The organism is Limnobaculum eriocheiris, from assembly GCF_021010575.1.
GTDB lineage: Bacteria > Pseudomonadota > Gammaproteobacteria > Enterobacterales > Enterobacteriaceae > Limnobaculum > Limnobaculum eriocheiris.
Map to the genome: position 1 here is coordinate 34,736 of NZ_JAJNAG010000001.1, position 17,886 is coordinate 52,621.

Below are 17,886 nucleotides of genomic sequence, written 5' to 3' on the forward strand. Positions count from 1 at the left end.
CCGACGCGCTCTACAGCTAAGTACAGATGGTCTTCCGGCCGAGCACAGCGATCATATAACCACATTGCCATTACGGCCGGAACATCCTCAAAAGCTGATTTGAAGAAACAATAAACTCAGAACTAACTGTTATCCCATTCCCGATATTGCGCAACAATCCCTTCGGCATCAAGTCTTAATCCCGCTCGAACCTCTTCCTGCCCACCCTGAGCAATAAACTCATCAGGCAAGCCAAGATTCAATACCGGAACCGTTTTACGATACGCCATCAGCAGCTCATTCACACCACTACCGGCTCCGCCCATAATGGCGTTTTCTTCCAGCGTGATAAATGCATCGTGGGACTCAGCAAGCTCAAGAACTAATGACTCATCCAGAGGCTTAACAAAACGCATATCCACAACGGTAGCATTTAACTGTTCGGCGGCCTGTAGCGCATCCGGCAACAAAGTACCAAAGTTAAGAATGGCCACTTTTTCACCGTTACGGCAAACTTTGGCTTTCCCCATCGGTATTATCGCCAGCGGTTCCAGCTCCACGCCAATACCGTTACCTCGAGGATAACGCACCGCCACCGGACCATCCTGATAGTGATAGCCGGTATACAGCATCTGGCGACATTCGTTTTCATCGCTTGGAGTCATCACCACCATTTCAGGGATACAGCGCAAATAGCTGAGATCGAAAGCACCCTGATGGGTTGGTCCATCGGCTCCAACAATGCCACCGCGATCGATGGCAAACATTACGGGTAGTTTCTGAATAGCTACATCATGGATAACCTGATCGTATGCTCGTTGCAGAAAGGTGGAGTAAATCGCTACAACAGGATTGTATCCACCAATAGCCAGCCCGGCGGCAAAAGTAACCGCATGCTGCTCTGCTATGGCAACGTCAAAATATTGATCCGGATATTCTCGGGAAAAACGCACCATGCCAGAACCTTCACGCATCGCTGGGGTCACGGCCATCAGTTTTTTATCATTGGCCGCTGTCTCACACAGCCAGTCGCCAAACACGCTGGAATAGCTTGGATGAGCGCTGCCACCTTTCTGCTGAGTGCCGGTTGCCGGATCGAATTTTGGTACACCGTGCCAGCCAATAGGATCTTTCTCCGCAGGCGCATAGCCTTTACCCTTTTTGGTCATAATATGCAGTAATTGAGGCCCTTTAAGGCTACGCATATTTTTCAGGGTTTGAACCAGTGCCTGTACATCGTGCCCGTCAACCGGGCCAATATAGTTAAAACCGAACTCCTCAAACAGTGTACCCGGCACCACCATACCTTTCAGGTGCTCTTCGGTGCGTTTGACCAGCTCTTTAATTGGCGGTAAGCCAGATAACACCATTTTTCCGCTTTCACGCAGGGTGGAGTAAAGCTTACCGGAGAGAATTTGAGCTAAATGATTATTCAGGGCACCCACGTTTTCTGAAATCGACATTTCATTGTCGTTCAGAATGACCAGCATATCGGGTTTAACATCACCCGCATGGTTCATGGCTTCAAACGCCATACCGGCGGTAATGGCACCATCGCCGATAACACAGGCAACATGACGACCTTTTGCTTCACGCTGGGCGGCAATGGCTAATCCCAGGCTGGCACTGATTGATGTAGAAGAGTGGCCCACCGACAGCACATCATATTCACTCTCTTCGCGCCATGGAAAAGGGTGAAGCCCATCTTTTTGACGAATAGTTGGCATTTGATCGCGACGACCCGTCAGGATCTTATGGGGATAAGACTGATGCCCCACATCCCAAACAATATGGTCGAATGGCGTGTTGTAGACGTAGTGCAACGCGACCGTCAGTTCTACGGTACCAAGGCCAGAAGCCAGATGACCGCTGGAGCGACTAACGCTGTTCAGCAGATATTCGCGCAGCTCATCACAGAGCTTCGGCAGGTTATCTTTTGATATCAGGCGCAGATCGTCAGGGCTATTAATTAACGCCAACAATGGATATCGATTTATATCAAGACTCATCCAAAACTCGTCTAAAATTATTTGCTTAAATGTGCAGTTTAGTTATCTCGTTCGATAACAAAACCGGCCAGTGCTTCCAGCGAAGCCGTATTATAAGACTGTGATGCTAATTCCGATAGTGCGCTCATCGCTTCCCGATACAGGTCCAGCGCTTTAGTCTGTGCGCCTTCAATACCAAGCAGTGCAGGGTAAGTGCTTTTTTCATGTTGTAAATCAGAACCCTGACGCTTGCCGGTTTTCTCTGTGGCACCGACTACATCGAGAATATCGTCCTGTACCTGAAAAGCTAAACCAATAGCATTAGCATAACGGTCCAGAATCGGCAGGATAGCTTTACCACGTTCACCGGCAGCCAGTGCAGCAAGCCGAATAGCGGAACGAATCAATGCCCCGGTTTTATGACGATGAATGCGCTCTAACTCTTCTAAATTGGTTTTTTTCTTCTCAGCTTCCAGATCCAGCGCCTGCCCGGCACACATCCCGGCGGCACCGCTGGCGCAGGCCAACTCGCTAATCATCGCCAGACGAGAAGTGGTTTGCACATCGGGCATTGTCGCATCGCTCAGAATAGAGAATGCCAGCGTCTGTAACGCATCCCCCGCCAGAATAGCGTGGGCTTCACCAAATTTAATATGGCAGGTCGGCTGACCACGACGTAAATCATCATCATCCATGGCGGGTAAATCGTCATGAATCAGTGAGTAGGCATGGATACACTCGATGGCTGCTGCGGGAGCATCCATATTTTGAGCGCTTAAACCCAGCATTTCACCGGTGGCATAGACTAAAAATGGCCGCAGGCGCTTTCCCCCCAGCAGGGCACCATATCGCATGGCTTCTACCAGAGGTGCCTGATTAAACGGTAAGGCAGAAAGATAGTGCTCCAGCGCCCGATCGACACGCTGACGATGTTCTGATTGAAGTTGAGTAAAGGATGGCATCAGGCTTCATCCTGATTAAAAGGGGACAACGGAGCCTCTGGCTCGCTGCTTAACAGGATCTGAACCCGTTGTTCAGCCTGTTGTAATTGCTGTTGACCCTGACGCGCCAGTTGAATACCGCGCTCAAACTCGTTTAATGCTTCTTCCAGCGGAAGGTCGCCACTTTCAAGACTATTTACAATTTGTTCCAGCTCACCTAATGCAGTTTCAAAACTGGCTGGCTGAGGCGTTTTTTTCGGCATTTTTGGCATATCTAATAGTGGCTTCGATTAAATGTGATCTTTAATAAATAACCGCATTAGCGGACTTTGAAAGCATTAACCAGCACCATTTCATCAGGAGTGCTAGGCATTGCGAAGATAATACACCGCTGCTGATCATTTTGTCGGCTATGGTTAAATAATACCTAAGCTATAGCGGGAGTTTACCACTAAATGACCCATAAAAATGATAATTAACCATGAAATTGTGCAGTGGTACATATTATCAATATTTTACTTATAAGGAGTAAGGGCCGGACCACCGGCGCTGGCAATAGAAATTTAATGAAAAGCAATAATCACCCTACACTTAGTTGGTATTAATTCTTTGGCTTGCGCACTACACTGACCTAATCTCAATTGATAGTGATACCTACACCAACTATGCCAAAAATGCCAAAATTTATTCATTCCTATTACGATGAACTACCTGGCTTTTATACCGAGCTGGAGCCAACGCCTCTGAGTCAGGCGAGGTTGTTATATCACAGTGAACCATTGGCAAAAGAACTGGGGCTGGAGGATTCACTGTTTTCTGGTGACAACCAGAAAATCTGGTCCGGGGAAAAGTTACTGCCGGGAATGAAACCATTGGCGCAGGTATACAGCGGCCATCAGTTTGGCGTATGGGCCGGGCAGCTTGGCGACGGACGAGGGATTTTACTGGGTGAACAGCTCACCGACAGCGGAAAAAAGATGGACTGGCATCTGAAGGGGGCTGGCCTGACGCCATATTCCCGTATGGGCGATGGCAGGGCAGTACTTCGTTCGGTGGTCAGAGAGTTTTTAGCCTCAGAAGCGCTTTACTATTTAGGTATTCCAACGACCCGTGCTTTATCCATTGTTACCAGCGAGCAGCCGGTATTTCGTGAACAGCCCGAGCCGGGCGCCATGCTAATGCGAATCGCTGAAAGCCATATTCGCTTTGGTCATTTTGAACATTTTTATCGTCGTAATCAACAGGAGCAGGTACAGCAACTGGCTGATTACGCTATTCAGCACCATTGGCCTCAATGGCAGCAACAGCCGGAGCGTTATTTTCTCTGGTTTAAAGATATTGCAGAACGAACAGCGGAAATGATTGCGCTCTGGCAGTCGGTAGGTTTTGCCCATGGGGTAATGAACACTGACAATATGTCAATTTTGGGAATTACCATGGATTTTGGCTCCTATGGCTTTCTGGATGATTACTCCCCTGATTACATCTGTAATCACAGTGATTATCAGGGGCGCTATGCTTTCAGCAATCAACCCGCGGTGGCCTACTGGAATCTACATCGATTAGCGAATGCGCTGTCAGGCTTAATGACTATGGAACAGCTACAGGCTGGTTTAGCAGCATACGAACCCGCGTTGATGTCAGCCTATGGCCGACTGATGAGGGCAAAACTGGGTTTTTTCACTCAGGATCCACAGGATAATGATCTGTTAAATCAGCTATTGGACATGATGGCAAAAGAGAAACGCGATTACACCCTCACTTTCCGCTTATTAAGCGATGTTGAACAGGCCAGCCCTTATATTGCTCTACGGGATGAGTTTATCGATCGTCAGAGTTTCGACAGTTGGTATCAGGCATGGCGCCAACGTTTACAACAGGAACGGGTAGATGATGCCCGGCGTCAGCAGGTGATGAAAGGTGCGAATCCACAGCGAATTTTACGCAATTATCTGGCTCAAAAGGCGATTGAAGCCGCTGAACAAGGGGATACCAGCGTACTGGCTCATATTCATCAGGGGCTCATGAACCCTTATGTGAATTCCCCGGAATTTAGCGATTTAGCCGGGTTACCGCCGGACTGGGGAAAACGACTGGAAATCTCCTGTTCCAGCTAATCTTCGATCGAAACCCATGAAATATTCCTCAGGCGCAGATTGTTTAGTGCGCCGATTGCCTTTCCGGGTGTATACTCCACGCCCAGAAATCTATCATCCTTTTCATTCGATTTAACGACGTAAGTACTCGCAACTATCATGAAGTTTATCATTAAGCTGTTCCCTGAAATTACGATTAAAAGCCAGTCTGTGCGTATGCGCTTCATCAAAATCCTGACCGGAAACGCTCGTAACGTTTTAAGGCAGCGCATTGAGGAGTGTGCCGTGGTTCGCCATTGGGATTTTCTGGAAGTCAGAACCAAAGACCCGGCAAATGGCCCAATTATTCGGGATGCACTGACGCGAATTCCCGGCATTCATCACATTCTTGAAGTGGACGAAACCCCTTATACCGATATGCACAATATCTTTGAACAGACGCTGGCGAACTATCGTGAGCAGTTGGAAGGTAAAACATTTTGTGTGCGGGTTAAGCGTCGTGGCAAGCAGGATTTTAACTCTCAGGATGTGGAGCGTTACGTTGGCGGTGGCTTAAACCAGCATATTGAGTCGGCTAAAGTCAATCTGACCAATCCGGACGTAACCGTGCGTTTAGAGATTGAAGACGACCGCCTGATTATGGTGCAGGGCCGCTATGAAGGGTTGGGTGGTTTCCCGATTGGTACGCAGGAAGATGTGCTATCGCTGATTTCCGGTGGGTTTGATTCCGGGGTTTCAAGCTATATGCTGATGCGCCGCGGCTGTCGGGTTCATTACTGCTTTTTTAATTTGGGTGGTGCAACCCATGAGATTGGCGTTAAGCAGGTAGCACACTATATCTGGAGTCGGTTCGGCAGTTCCCATAAGGTACGTTTTATTTCCGTTGATTTTGCGCCAGTGGTGAGTGAAATTCTGGAAAAAGTAGATGATGGCCAAATGGGCGTGGTGCTTAAACGTATGATGGTCAGAGCCTCTTCAGCGATTGCTGAACGTTATGGCGTTCAGGCTATTGTAACCGGTGAGGCATTGGGTCAGGTTTCCAGCCAGACCTTAACCAACCTGCGCCTGATTGATAATGCTTCCGATACGCTGATTTTGCGTCCGCTGATTTCTCATGATAAAGAGCACATTATCAATATGGCTCGCCAGATTGGGACCGAAGATTTTGCCAAAACCATGCCTGAGTTTTGTGGTGTGATCTCAAAAAGCCCAACCGTGAAAGCGGTGAAGGCTAAAATTGAGGCTGAAGAGGCAAATTTTGATTTCACTATTCTGGATAAAGTTGTTGAGCAGGCGGTGAATATTGATATTCGCCAGATAGCAGAACAAACACAGCAGCAAATCACTGAAGTAGAAACCGTGGCCGCTTTTGGCAGTAACGATGTGATTATTGATATTCGTTCATCAGACGAGCATGAAACCAGCCCGCTGAAGTTGAACGAAGTTAGCGTAAAACATATTCCATTCTACAAATTGGGCACGGCATTTAGCGAACTGGATAAATCGAAAACTTATCTGCTGTATTGCGATCGCGGTGTAATGAGCCGTTTGCAGGCGTTGTATTTGCAGGAGCAGGGATATAATAACGTGAAGGTTTATCGCAAGAGTGCTTAATCTCGCATGCCGGTCGGGCACTTTTCTTTAAATTACATGATGTTTTTACGACCGAAATAATCTGTGAAGCTAACAGATTATTGTTTCGGATAGTTTGAAAGGCCCGAAATCGGGCCTTTCAAACTGTTGACAAACCTGATAAATCAGCACCTGCAAATATACCGACCGTAATAGCAATGTGTCCATATTTACATCTTTACATCGATAACGGTCGATAAACCGTCAGTACTTAGCTATGGAGTGCGTTGGGCCAGGCCGGGTTAGGGGCAGTTATGAAACATCTGACGGTGTTTCACCCTTCGGAACAACGCTAAAGCTGCTACGACCCCAACACCCGTCCCTCCTAACGATTGGCTATTGAAAGTACCAAACTGAACTATCAGTATTTTTCATATATAAAAACCATATCAGAACTGATACACCAAACCCGTCGCGACAATATTATCGGTGGAAATACCGTTATCCTTGTAGAAGCTGTTATCGTCTAACAGGTTGATTTTGTAGTCCACATAGGCCGACAGATTTTTGTTGAAGGTCTGTGTTACCCCCACGTCAGCATACTTCACCAGATCCTGATTATCGCTATACTGGCCGTTGTTGGTATTTAAGTTTTTGCCTTTTGATTGCAGATAGGCAAGAGAAGGGGCTAAACCAAAATCAAACTGATATTGAGCAACCACTTCATAGTTTTGAGTTTTGTTGGCGATACCATCGCCGCCGTATGGCGTCATGTTATTCGTTTCTGAATACATGGTCGCCAGATAAACATTATTAGCGTTATAGCGTATACCAGCTGTCCAGGCCTGGGCCATGTCGCCACCGGCAATATTACCACCGGCGGTTTTTTGTTCTCCGGTACGGTTAGAAGAACTGTAGGCTGCCCCCAGGCTGATGCCTTCGCCAATGTCATAGGTGGAAGAGATACCCCAGCCATCACCGTTCTGATGTTGAACGTCATGCGGATTTCGACTCAGGTTTTCACATACTTTGGTCCCGGTTGATTCATCACAATTCTGCCCGTCATTTTTCCCCTGATACTGGACGGCAAAATTCAAACCTTCTACCTGACCAAACAGGTCGGTATTACGGTAAGTTGCCACGCCATTAGCACGGCTTACCATATAGTTGTCTGCTCCGGTGTAGCTGTCACCACCAAATTCCGGCAGCACATCGGTCCAACCTTCGACATCATATAAAATTCCGTAGTTACGGCCATAATCCAGTGAGCCGGCAAGGCGATGTTTTATTCCGGCAAAAGCCAGACGGGTAAAGCTTTGGTTGCTGCTACCTTCTGGGTTACTGGCAAGAATGTTGTATTCCCATTGCCCAAAGCCAACAACATCTTCGTTGACCTGAGTTTCACCTTTAATACCAAAACGCGTGTAGGTAGCGTCGCCATCCTGACTGCTATCCGATGAGAAATAGTGTAAACCATCTATTTTTCCATACAGGTTCAGTTTATTTCCATCCTTGTTATAGATTTCGGCCCCATGAGCTGCACCGGCAGCAACGATGGTTGAGATGAGCACTGCTATTACTTTTTTCATAATATTATGGCCTGTGGTGATAATGATAAAAACAAGGGTGAGATTAAATCCCGTTACTTGCTGTTTGAGCTTAGTAATTAAATGAATTTCTGGTTATTGATAAAATGTAAATAAAGGATAAAGAATAAAAATAAATGTTTCTGCTTTATATTGGAATATTTTTCAGTATTAAGACTCTAAAAACTATTATTATGATTTTGTTAGATAAATCTATTTTAAATAATCGAAACAGGGAGTCATTCCTCATGACCTGATACACATTGTAAATAAATTTAATTTTCAGGCTGTTAGCATTCGCAAAACTTATAGACCACATAAACTATATGTTTTTTATCAACCGCTTTGCACATTACCGGTGCATGACTGGCTGGTTCGGTAATGTGGATATAGCCTTAACACTGATGGATAAATGAACGGTACTTTTTCGTTAATTAATGGAAATAATGTTCTTAATCATTTCCGTTTATTATTAAAGCAACGATTTATATCTCATCTGATTTATTCAAAACTGAATGCTATTGCTATTCGGCTATATAACATTTCGATTTATTATAGTGCAAAAATGCACAAGCAAAGTGCAGGGAATCTATTTTTATACTGATTAAAGATAATTAATAAATGAAGTTTATTCTGATGAGAAATACGGTCGATTTTCATCAAACAAAAAGTAGGGTGCGGAGCAATAGTGTTCCGCAAAACGGCTTAAAGATAGGCGTATATTCCCGGGGCAACGATGAGCTGTTCAGCCACTTCGGCGGCCTTATCTCTGTTGACCAACAGCTCTATTAATTTCAGACCAAAATCGATTGAGGTTCCAGGCCCCTGGCTGGTGACCAGATTGACGCGTTCATCATAGTTGACCCGTCGATCCACCCACTTATTATCGGGAATCATATGCTTAAAGCCAGGGTTAACCGCCATATTTCCTACAGGAAACAGCTTGTGGTGTTCCAGTACCAGTGCAGGGGCTGCACAAATCGCAGCGACAATATTACCGCTAAGATGAGTCTGGCGAACTCTTTCTACCAGCAGAGGGCTATCCCGAAAACATTCGGCACCTTTTACTCCACCGGGCAACACGACGGCGTCAAAATGTTCATCGGCTACGTCAACCAAAGCATGGTCGGCAACTAATTTCACCCCCCGGGAACAGACGATAGTCAGGCAGCCATCCCCTTCGACGCTGGCGGTAGTAACCTCAATTCCACCGCGAACCAGCAGGTCAATAGTGGTAACGGCTTCGGTTTCTTCCGTGCCGTGAGCCAGGCAAACCAGTGCTCTTGGCGCCATTTTGTACTCCTTAATCAATAAGATTGTCAGCCTGACAGGTTGTGCAGGCGTGAATATAACCGTTATCATGCATAACATTATTTGTGATTAAAAGAGCCAACATAAAAAAGGAAGAAGTTATGCCATCTTTCGATATTGTATCTGAAATTGATATGCCTGAAGTTCGCAATGCGGTGGAAAATGCCAGCCGTGAACTGACCAACCGTTGGGATTTCCGTAATATTCCCGCCAGTTTTGACCTGAATGAGAAGAGTGAAATCGTTAAGGTTGCCAGTGAGTCTGAGTTTCAGGTTCAGCAATTGCTGGATATTCTGCGCGATAAGTTTGCTAAACGCGGTATTGATGCCGGGGCGTTAGAAATCCCTGAAGAGATGGTACACAGCGGCAAAACATACAGCGTTGAGGTTAAGCTCAAGCAGGGTATTGAAACCGATGTGGCTAAAAAAATTATTAAGCTGATTAAAGATAATAAACTGAAAGTTCAGGCCCAAATCCAGGGGGATCAGGTACGGGTTACCGGCAAATCCCGTGATGACTTACAGGGGGCAATGGCGCTGGTGAGAGGTGCCGAGTTAGGACAGCCGTTCCAGTTTAATAACTTCCGTGATTAAGGGAATAAGGCCGAATACCAGACAGCATTGCTAAGTCAGGGTTGTCTGGTTTACTTAAAATGGAGTTTGTATGAGTAAAGCTGGTGTGCTGAAAAATTATTCCCGGGTATTATCGCTGTTTATCGGCGCTGGAATTTTTTTAAGCGGATGCAGTAACCGGTATGAACAACAACAGCTCGAGTTTGCCGAGTATTGCGCGCAGGTTGAAACGCTGGGCGGAATAGATTTTTCTTTCTCCGGTTTTACTTATGATGAGTTGAAAGAGGTCGAGGTAAAACACCAACGAAATGGGGAAGTTATCGAGCAATTTTCGCTGCATGTAGATACTTACAGCTTTAAATCCGGCGAAAATAATTTTTCCCTGTATGACTATAGCCGACAACTGCACGTTCGGGATAAATATACCATTAGGGTTTCTGACCAACAGGTTTTTGTATTAAACGGCATGAAAACTAAGGTGATACAGCAACCTGACACAAGGGTAAAAGGGGATGGCTGCCACCTGAGTGGTTATTCGCTGAATGGTGTCTCGGTAGAGAGCTATGCCTCTCCGCTGTTTGCAAAACTTGAAGTTATTGACCATAAGAACGTCAAAAAGAATAAAAAGAGCAAGAAGAGAAGAGTCAAAAGATAGTTGATATTGAAGGGTAATGTTATTCTGGCCCGGAATGAATATTCCAGGCCAGAGGGCTATCAAAATAGTTCGATTTATCGTCCAAACAGCCTGGAGAGGTTAAGGCCTTTCAGGAAGATAAAGGCCAGTAGTAACCCGCCCCATAGTGCCATAGTAATGTAGCTGCTTACGCCCAGAATATTTAGCCCACTTTCCAGCATCTGTAATAAGATCAGCGCCATCGCCATGCCAAACACTTTACCAAATCCACCGTCCGGGTTTATTCCACCTAATACTGCCGCCAGAATCGAAACCAGCAGATAGGATTCACCATAAGAGGCTTTAGCCGAGTTAAGCTTGGACATCATCAGCAACGCAGCAACCACGCAGAGTATGGAGGATAGGATATACACCCAGACAATCGTTTTACGGGTGTTAATACCGGAGTAATGGGTAGCCTGTTCATTGGATCCAATCAGATAGATGGTGCGGCCAAAGGCGGATTTCTCCAGAATGATCCAGATTGCGGTTACCACGGCTAAAAAGACTAACAGCGGTACAGGAATACCAAACAGATTGGTACTGTTAATCGCCAGAATATAGTCAGGGAAGTTGGAAATAGCCGAGCCGCGGGAGATCAAAATATTAATCCCGTTCAGCAAGGTCATAATACCCAGGGTTGCCAGAATAGGAGAGACCCTGACTACCGCAATCAGGAGGCCGTTCACGCTGCCAATCACCATAGCCATTGCTAAACCAGCAAGCAGCACCAGTGCCATACTGCCAGCACTTGGTGGATAGTTGGTAGCCACCCAGGCCATAACTAAACCACAGGCATTCATGGTGGCAATAATCGATAAATTAATCCCACCGGTGAGCATGGTGATGGCCATTGCCAGCGCCAGTACGCCAAGCACCGGCATTTGCGATGCAATTGACTGGAAGTTAGCGGATGACCAGAAAACATCAGGGATCAGAAAACTGAAGGAAATGACAACCAGACCAATCAGCAGACTCAGGTAAACCTCTACATTATCTTTTACTTTTCTTGCGCTCATGGTTATACCCCCTGACCTTTACGCTGGCTCCAGGCCGTCATACTGACACTAATAACGATCACTAAACCGGTAACCACAGTATGCCAGTAAGAAGAAATGTTCAGCAGGATCAGACCATTTTGTAGTACCGCTAATAGAATAACGCCCAGCAGAGTACCCAGTAGGGTTCCTCGTCCACCTACGATGCTGGTACCACCCAACACCACCGCCGCCAATACCGTGAGCTCATAGCCCAACAGTGAGTCTGGCGCTACGGTTAAAACCGTGGCTGACTGAACCACACCGGCTACACCAGACATTAACCCCATATAGCCATAGACAAATAGCTGAAGTTTAAAGATGCCAAAACCCATGCGTGAGGCAGCCTCTTTATTACCGCCCATGGCGTAAATCATACGTCCAATGCTGGTTTTATTCATGATGATGCCGGTCAGGGCAACGACCACAATCATGGTAATAATTTGCAGGCTCAGGCCATAATCATAACCATCTGCCGCGGTGAATTTAAACAGCATAACCCCTTGTTCAAACCACTCAGGATAGCTGTATAACCACACGCCTTTAGTGAGGTAGAGTAGCAATCCATAGAAGATATTCAGGGTTGATATAGTGATAATGATAGAAGGCACTTTAAGCCGGTTAACCAGCACCGCGTTAACCATGCCTAACAGTAATCCAATCCCGCCGGACAGCGCAAAAGCAATGGCAAAGTTACCGGTAGTGCCCTGAATAAGGCTAACCATGACATACTGAGCGATAATGGTCATTGCCGGGAAAGAAATATCAATACCGCCGGAAATCAGAACAATAAACAGACCGCAGGCCAGTATGGTCAACATAGCGTAGTTATTGATCAGATCGTAAATGTTGCCAAACGTCATAAAGTCCGGGCTGGCAAAAGAGAGATAACCACCAATTACCAGGATGGTTAAGCCTAAAAACAGTTCATGTGGTTTGATGCCTAATTTATTAACCATTGACCACCTCTGCCAGGGCTGCTTCCGTTGTTTCTCCCGGTAAATACTCCGCGGTGATTTCACCTTTACGCATAACTAAAATTCGGTGGCTGTTAAAGAAGGCTTCATCGATTTCATCGGTAATCATCAGTACCGCAATGCCTTTTTGTGATAGTGCAGAGATAATCTGATAGATACCGGCTTTATTGGCGATATCTACCCCAACGGTCGGGGAATCGAGGATCAGAACTTTAGGATTAATCGCCAGCCATTTGGCAATGGCGACCCGCTGGGCATTACCACCAGACAGTGTATTTACCGGTAAATTCACACTGCCGATTTTAATGGTTAGCTGCTCAACTAAATCCACCACTACCGCATCGGCTTTAGGCCTGTTTAATAGTTGTAGCGGGGTTTTTAAGCGATTGAGCACGGTGGAGATAATATTGTCATTAATGGATTGCTCCATGACTAAACCCGTACTCATCCGGTCTTCTGAAACGTAACCAATTCCGGCTTTAATCGCTTCCCGGTTGCTGGTGAAGTTAATCGGTTTACCTTCCAGCAGAATTTCACCCGAATCAGGTTTAGTGAGGCCAAACAGGCTAAGGCAAAGCTCGGTACGACCTGCACCAAGCAGGCCGGTGATAGCAACAATTTCGCCTTTATGCAGGCTAAAGGATATTTGATTATATTCCTGATTGCGGCAGAGGTTTTTCACTTCCAGCGCGACGGCATCTTTTTCCTTTATTGGTGGCAGTACCGCATAGGAGAACTCTTTACCGGTCATCAGGAAGGCCAGCTTTTTATTATCGATTTCTGTAGCAGGGTAAGTACCTACCAGCTTGCCGTCTTTCAGTACGGTGATTCGGTCAGAAATTTCCATCACTTCGTCCAGCCGATGGCTAACGAATACCACGCAAATGTTTCTTTTCTTCAGGTCATGAACCACCCGTAATAAGCCTTTTACTTCCTGCATTGTCAGAGAGGCGGTGGGTTCATCCATAATAATCAGTTTGGCTTCCTGCGACAGCGCCCGACAAATGGCAACTATCTGCCGCTGAGCAATAGGCAGGGACTCTACTGTGGCATCCAGATCCAGTTCGGCATCAATGCTCTTAATAGTGAGTTCGGCAATGCGGCGAATTTCACGTTTATTAACTAATAAATTATGGTGATATTGGTTGATGCCAATGTTTTCAGCAACAGTCAAATTGGGAAACAGCGATAGATCCTGATAGATAACCTGAATACCGGCTTTCACTGAATCAATCGGGGAAAGGTGAGAGTATGATTTACCATTAATGGTAATTTCTGCTCCCGTATCCGGCTGGTAAACGCCGGAAATAATTTTAATCAGCGTTGATTTCCCGCAGCCATTCTGCCCGGCCAGACAGTGAACTTCTCCCGGTAATAGCGTCAGAGCGATATTATCCAGCGCTTTAACACCATAGAAGGTCTTGCTGATATTACCCAGTGAAATAAAGGGTTCCATTTTTACCTCTTATTAACTTGTCACCCATTTGTAGCAAACTGCTGTGTTTTTTCTTCCCCTGCCGTGGATTACCGGCAGGGGCGGTGGAGCGATTAATACAGGCTATCGATGTTTTCTTTGGTAACACGCAGAACTTTATGGAACTTGATAATGCGTTTATCCATATCCACATCGGCTTTACCCAGATTTGGAATCTCCAGATCTTTGGTAATCTCTTCGCCTTTGAGGATTTTGTTAGCCACCGCGGTCAGAGCATAACCGGCTGACGCCGGGTCATAGGTTATGCCCATAGCGATATCACCGCTTTTAATCAGTGATGCGGCCTGTGATGGGATCATCATGCCGTAAACGAAAACTTTACCTCGTGCGCGTTTTTCTTTAACGGCACGGCCAGCACCAATTGGACCTTGTGAACCGAATGCCACAACGCCTTTCATTGCCGGATAGGCTTTCATTAAATCCAGCGTAGTGCGACGAGCGTCATCAATGTTTTCTGCCACAGGCATACGGCTGGTGACTTCAAACATCTCCGGATAATGTGCTTTCTGATATTTAACAAACAGATCGGTCCACAGGTTGTGTTGAGGAACGGTCAGGCTGCCAACATAAATCACGTAACCGCCTTTACCACCCATGGCTTTTGCCATTTCTTCAACGTTGTCAGCAGCAAATTTTTCATTATCGATGATTTCAACATCCCAGTTAGCGCTTGGCTGTCCTGGTGATTCGTTGGTTAACACCACGATACCTTCGCTACGGGCTTTTTTGAACACTGGTTCCAACACATCTGCGTCATTTGGTACGATAGTAATTGCTGAGACTTTTTTAGCGATTAAATCTTCAATAATTTTAACCTGTTGAGGAGCATCGGTACTGGATGGGCCAACCTGATAGGCTTTAATACCTAAATCTTTACCGGCATTGGTTACCCCTTCACCCATCCGGTTAAACCATGGCATGCCGCCGATTTTAGAAATATTAACCACTTCAACTTCTTTTGCCATTGCGGCGGTAGAACAGACCATTAACCCCAGTAAACTGGCGGATAATAGTTTAGCCAAATTCATTTTACTCATCTTATACCTCGGGCTGGTGGTAAATATAATTTACGTTAATGATTTTGTTTATGCGGAGATAAACAAAATATCCATTTCTTTTTTGCGCACAGTTACATCATGTTTAACGATAAAGGAGTGAATTTGCCGTAATTAAGATGCCTTTTTATGTAAAAGCTGGTTATAAAATAATTATGGATAGTCGCGGTGATTTTGGAATGTTCTCTATAAACCCCGTCAATACTCCTCTCCGCCACAGGACTGTAGAGTTTTAATGTCAAAATGGTTATGTATTTATTGGCTATTTATATGGACATAAATGCCGCCATTCTGTTTTGAGACTTAGATCACAATTAGTGGTGGTTATTTTATCTGCTATCTAATGTTTTATATCTTTATTCTGGTTATAAATTATTAAGAGTATTTAGCTATTCACTTATTGAGGTATGTTTTAGTGGCTAATTATTATTTATACAATCTAAATAAATAATCTGAATACCTGAGGTGAAGGAGTAGTTTAATATAAATGCTGAAACGAGAAACTAATATATATAATAATGAATGCAGGAAAAAGATCCCCTGAATATACAAATTAAACGGAGTCAGTAAAGTGGCTGACTTCGTTTAATTCGTCTCTAAAGCGTTATTTCTGCCGGCATTGGGTTCTCTGTATCAGGGTAGGTGGTGAGTTCCATATTCCTGCGGCGAAAATCGCTGGGGCTAACGCCGACGCGTTTACGAAATACGCGGGAGAAGTAGAGCTGATCGTCATAACCCACAATACGGCCTACGCTGGCGATGGATTCCTGAGTTGTTTGTAGCAGCAGTTTGGCGCGAATAACCCGCTGGTCTTCACGCCAGCGCAGCATGTTTATTCCAACCTGTTCGCGAAACAGATGGGCAAGACGGGAAGGGGAGAGGCAAACATGGTTAGCAATATCTTCAATGCGTACATCATCCGATAAGTTGCTGGTCATATACTGGCAGGCTTCAATGATGCGCGGGTCCATAATTTTTTGCGGCGATTGAGGATCTTCTTCAATACAGCGCAACAGCAATCTTTCCAGCAGGTTCATTGATAGCTCTTCAGACAGGCGTCTGCCGGACTGATGGGTTTGCTCAATAGAGGTAAACAGCTGCTCAAATTCTTCCTGTAGTGCTTCTGTTGGCAGAGTCAGGCGACCAACCCGGTTGGTCTGGCTATACCACTCCAGCCAGTCTGCCCAGTAGGCGCGCGGACGGAAGTAGATCCAGCGGTGATACCAGCAGTCACTATTAGGCGAACGGCCATAATAGTGGGCCTCTTTAGGCTGAAATAACAGCATATCGCCGGGATTACAGTAAAACGCATTTTCGCCGTCAAAAATTTGCCCCTGACCTTTAATGGTCAGATTCAGAATATAGCCCTTCATACCGTTAGGACGATCGATAAAAAAGTCGAGAGGACCATCAGTGACGATGGGGGTCAGTCCGGCCACCAGATAGGCGTTAAAGGAATATCCGGGTAACAGTAGGTTAGGTTGTGAATCAGAGACAATGCGCTGGTACAATCTTTCCTCCTCAGGCTGACATTAGATAATTTAACATACCATACCGGGCGTAACCCGGTATGGTAATTGTGGTAATGATGAGTAATTATACTTTCTGTTTTGCCAGTTGCTTATAGCGATCGAAAATAACCGCAGCCAGCAGAATTAAACCACGTACCACATATTGATAGAATGGTGAAATATTTAGCAGGTTCATGGCGTTTTCTACCGTACCCAGAATCAGTACACCGGCAATAACATAAGATATTTTACCAATACCCCCTTTCAGGGAAACCCCACCCAGTACACAAGCAGAGATAACGATCAGCTCATAACCCATAGAGGTCATTGGCTGTCCGCTGGTCATCCGCGAAGCCAGGATAATTCCGGCAGCAGCGGAGATTAAACCGGTCAGAGCGAAGATGATGATCTTAGTACGAATTACCGGTACGCCCGCCAGACGGGAAGCTTCTTCATTACCACCAACCGCCAGCGTATTACGACCAAAGGTGGTCTTATTGAGCAGGAAGCCAAACAGGATAAAGCAGAACAGTGTGATCCAGATAGGAACAGGAATGCTAAACCAACTGGTGTTACCTAACTCAAAAAAACGTTCGTCTTCGATACCTACCGCTTTACCATCGGAGATGATATAGGCTAATCCGCGCGCTATTTGCATAGTGGCAAGGGTGGTAATCAGGGCGTTAATTTTCAGCCGGGCAATAACGAAACCGTTAAGTAAACCGAATGCCAGACCCAGTAATAAACCCGCACCGATACCGAGAGCCAGACTTTCAGTATGGTTGATGACAACCGCCGTGGTGACACCGGCACAGGCAATGATCGAAGCCACTGACAGATCAAAATCGCCAGATGCCAGACAAAATAGCATTCCGCAGGCCACCATACCGGACATGGAAATCGCCAGACCCAGACCGCGCATATTAATCCAAGAGGCAAAGTTAGGTACAAATATCATACAGGCAATAAACAGTACGGCGAATACTACCAACATGCCGTAGCTATCCCAGATACGGCTCAGGGTATTGCCCGAGTCATTAACTGATGCTTTTGCCGGGGATGTGGTTGTAGATGTTATCGACATGAAGATTTT

The 17,886-nt window shown here is 45.8% G+C and carries 15 protein-coding genes; 4 read left to right on the forward strand and 11 right to left on the reverse strand.

What is annotated here, in order from left to right; all coding sequences use genetic code 11:
• Positions 1–122: 122 nt before the first annotated feature.
• The 3 genes from dxs to xseB are packed head-to-tail and all read right to left on the reverse strand — an operon-like array spanning position 123 to position 3,171.
• Entirely contained in the window at positions 123–1,988 is a 1,866-nt protein-coding gene (gene dxs, locus LPW36_RS00180) for a 1-deoxy-D-xylulose-5-phosphate synthase (RefSeq protein ID WP_230607504.1), read from the reverse strand.
• Positions 1,989–2,026: 38 nt separating this feature from the next.
• Complete coding sequence (ispA, locus tag LPW36_RS00185) at positions 2,027–2,929, reverse strand: (2E,6E)-farnesyl diphosphate synthase (protein ID WP_230607505.1); 903 nt, start codon at positions 2,927–2,929, stop codon at positions 2,027–2,029.
• Positions 2,929–3,171: an exodeoxyribonuclease VII small subunit gene (gene xseB, locus LPW36_RS00190; protein WP_230607506.1), complete on the reverse strand. Its 243-nt coding sequence runs from the start codon at positions 3,169–3,171 to the stop codon at positions 2,929–2,931. The genes ispA and xseB overlap by 1 nt, the downstream gene beginning before the upstream one ends.
• Positions 3,172–3,582: 411 nt before the next feature.
• On the opposite strand from xseB, the gene LPW36_RS00195 reads away from it, so the two are divergent.
• Together LPW36_RS00195 and thiI are read left to right on the forward strand one after the other, a co-directional pair.
• Entirely contained in the window at positions 3,583–5,025 is a 1,443-nt protein-coding gene (locus LPW36_RS00195; protein WP_230607507.1) for a protein adenylyltransferase SelO, read from the forward strand.
• A gap of 138 nt (positions 5,026–5,163) precedes the next feature.
• Positions 5,164–6,618: a tRNA uracil 4-sulfurtransferase ThiI gene (thiI, locus tag LPW36_RS00200; protein ID WP_230607508.1), complete on the forward strand. Its 1,455-nt coding sequence runs from the start codon at positions 5,164–5,166 to the stop codon at positions 6,616–6,618.
• Between the two features lie 407 nt (positions 6,619–7,025).
• On the opposite strand, the gene ompC is transcribed toward thiI, so the two are convergent.
• Positions 7,026–8,168 carry a porin OmpC gene (gene ompC / locus LPW36_RS00205; protein WP_230607657.1) on the reverse strand — a complete coding sequence of 381 codons (1,143 nt, stop codon included), beginning with the start codon at positions 8,166–8,168 and terminating at the stop codon, positions 7,026–7,028.
• Positions 8,169–8,867: 699 nt separating this feature from the next.
• A complete protein-coding gene (gene yajL, locus LPW36_RS00210) occupies positions 8,868–9,455 on the reverse strand; it encodes a protein deglycase YajL (RefSeq protein WP_230607509.1) in 588 nt (195 codons plus the stop codon).
• Between the two features lie 119 nt (positions 9,456–9,574).
• On the opposite strand from yajL, the gene LPW36_RS00215 reads away from it, so the two are divergent.
• Both LPW36_RS00215 and LPW36_RS00220 read left to right on the forward strand, forming a co-directional pair.
• Positions 9,575–10,066: a YajQ family cyclic di-GMP-binding protein gene (locus tag LPW36_RS00215; RefSeq protein ID WP_230607510.1), complete on the forward strand. Its 492-nt coding sequence runs from the start codon at positions 9,575–9,577 to the stop codon at positions 10,064–10,066.
• A 70-nt stretch (positions 10,067–10,136) separates the two neighbouring features.
• Entirely contained in the window at positions 10,137–10,700 is a 564-nt protein-coding gene (locus tag LPW36_RS00220) for a hypothetical protein (RefSeq protein WP_230607511.1), read from the forward strand.
• 74 nt (positions 10,701–10,774) lie between these two features.
• Here LPW36_RS00220 and LPW36_RS00225 read toward each other — a convergent pair whose 3' ends face one another.
• The 6 genes from LPW36_RS00225 to araH form a co-directional block, all read right to left on the reverse strand.
• Positions 10,775–11,737, reverse strand: a complete 963-nt coding sequence (locus LPW36_RS00225; protein WP_230607512.1) for an ABC transporter permease — start codon at positions 11,735–11,737, stop codon at positions 10,775–10,777.
• A 2-nt stretch (positions 11,738–11,739) separates the two neighbouring features.
• Positions 11,740–12,714 (reverse strand): ABC transporter permease, encoded by a 975-nt coding sequence (locus LPW36_RS00230; protein WP_230607513.1) that lies wholly within the window; start codon positions 12,712–12,714, stop codon positions 11,740–11,742.
• On the reverse strand, positions 12,707–14,188 hold the full coding sequence (locus tag LPW36_RS00235; RefSeq protein ID WP_230607514.1) for a sugar ABC transporter ATP-binding protein: 1,482 nt from the start codon (positions 14,186–14,188) through the stop codon (positions 12,707–12,709). The genes LPW36_RS00230 and LPW36_RS00235 overlap by 8 nt, the downstream gene beginning before the upstream one ends.
• Before the next feature lie 92 nt (positions 14,189–14,280).
• Positions 14,281–15,264, reverse strand: coding sequence for an autoinducer 2 ABC transporter substrate-binding protein (locus LPW36_RS00240; protein ID WP_230607515.1), 984 nt, complete (start codon positions 15,262–15,264; stop codon positions 14,281–14,283).
• A 614-nt stretch (positions 15,265–15,878) separates the two neighbouring features.
• On the reverse strand, positions 15,879–16,793 hold the full coding sequence (gene araC, locus LPW36_RS00245; RefSeq protein ID WP_230607516.1) for an arabinose operon transcriptional regulator AraC: 915 nt from the start codon (positions 16,791–16,793) through the stop codon (positions 15,879–15,881).
• Positions 16,794–16,878: 85 nt separating this feature from the next.
• A complete protein-coding gene (gene araH / locus LPW36_RS00250) occupies positions 16,879–17,877 on the reverse strand; it encodes an L-arabinose ABC transporter permease AraH (RefSeq protein ID WP_230607517.1) in 999 nt (332 codons plus the stop codon).
• Between the last annotated feature and the right edge of the window lie 9 nt (positions 17,878–17,886).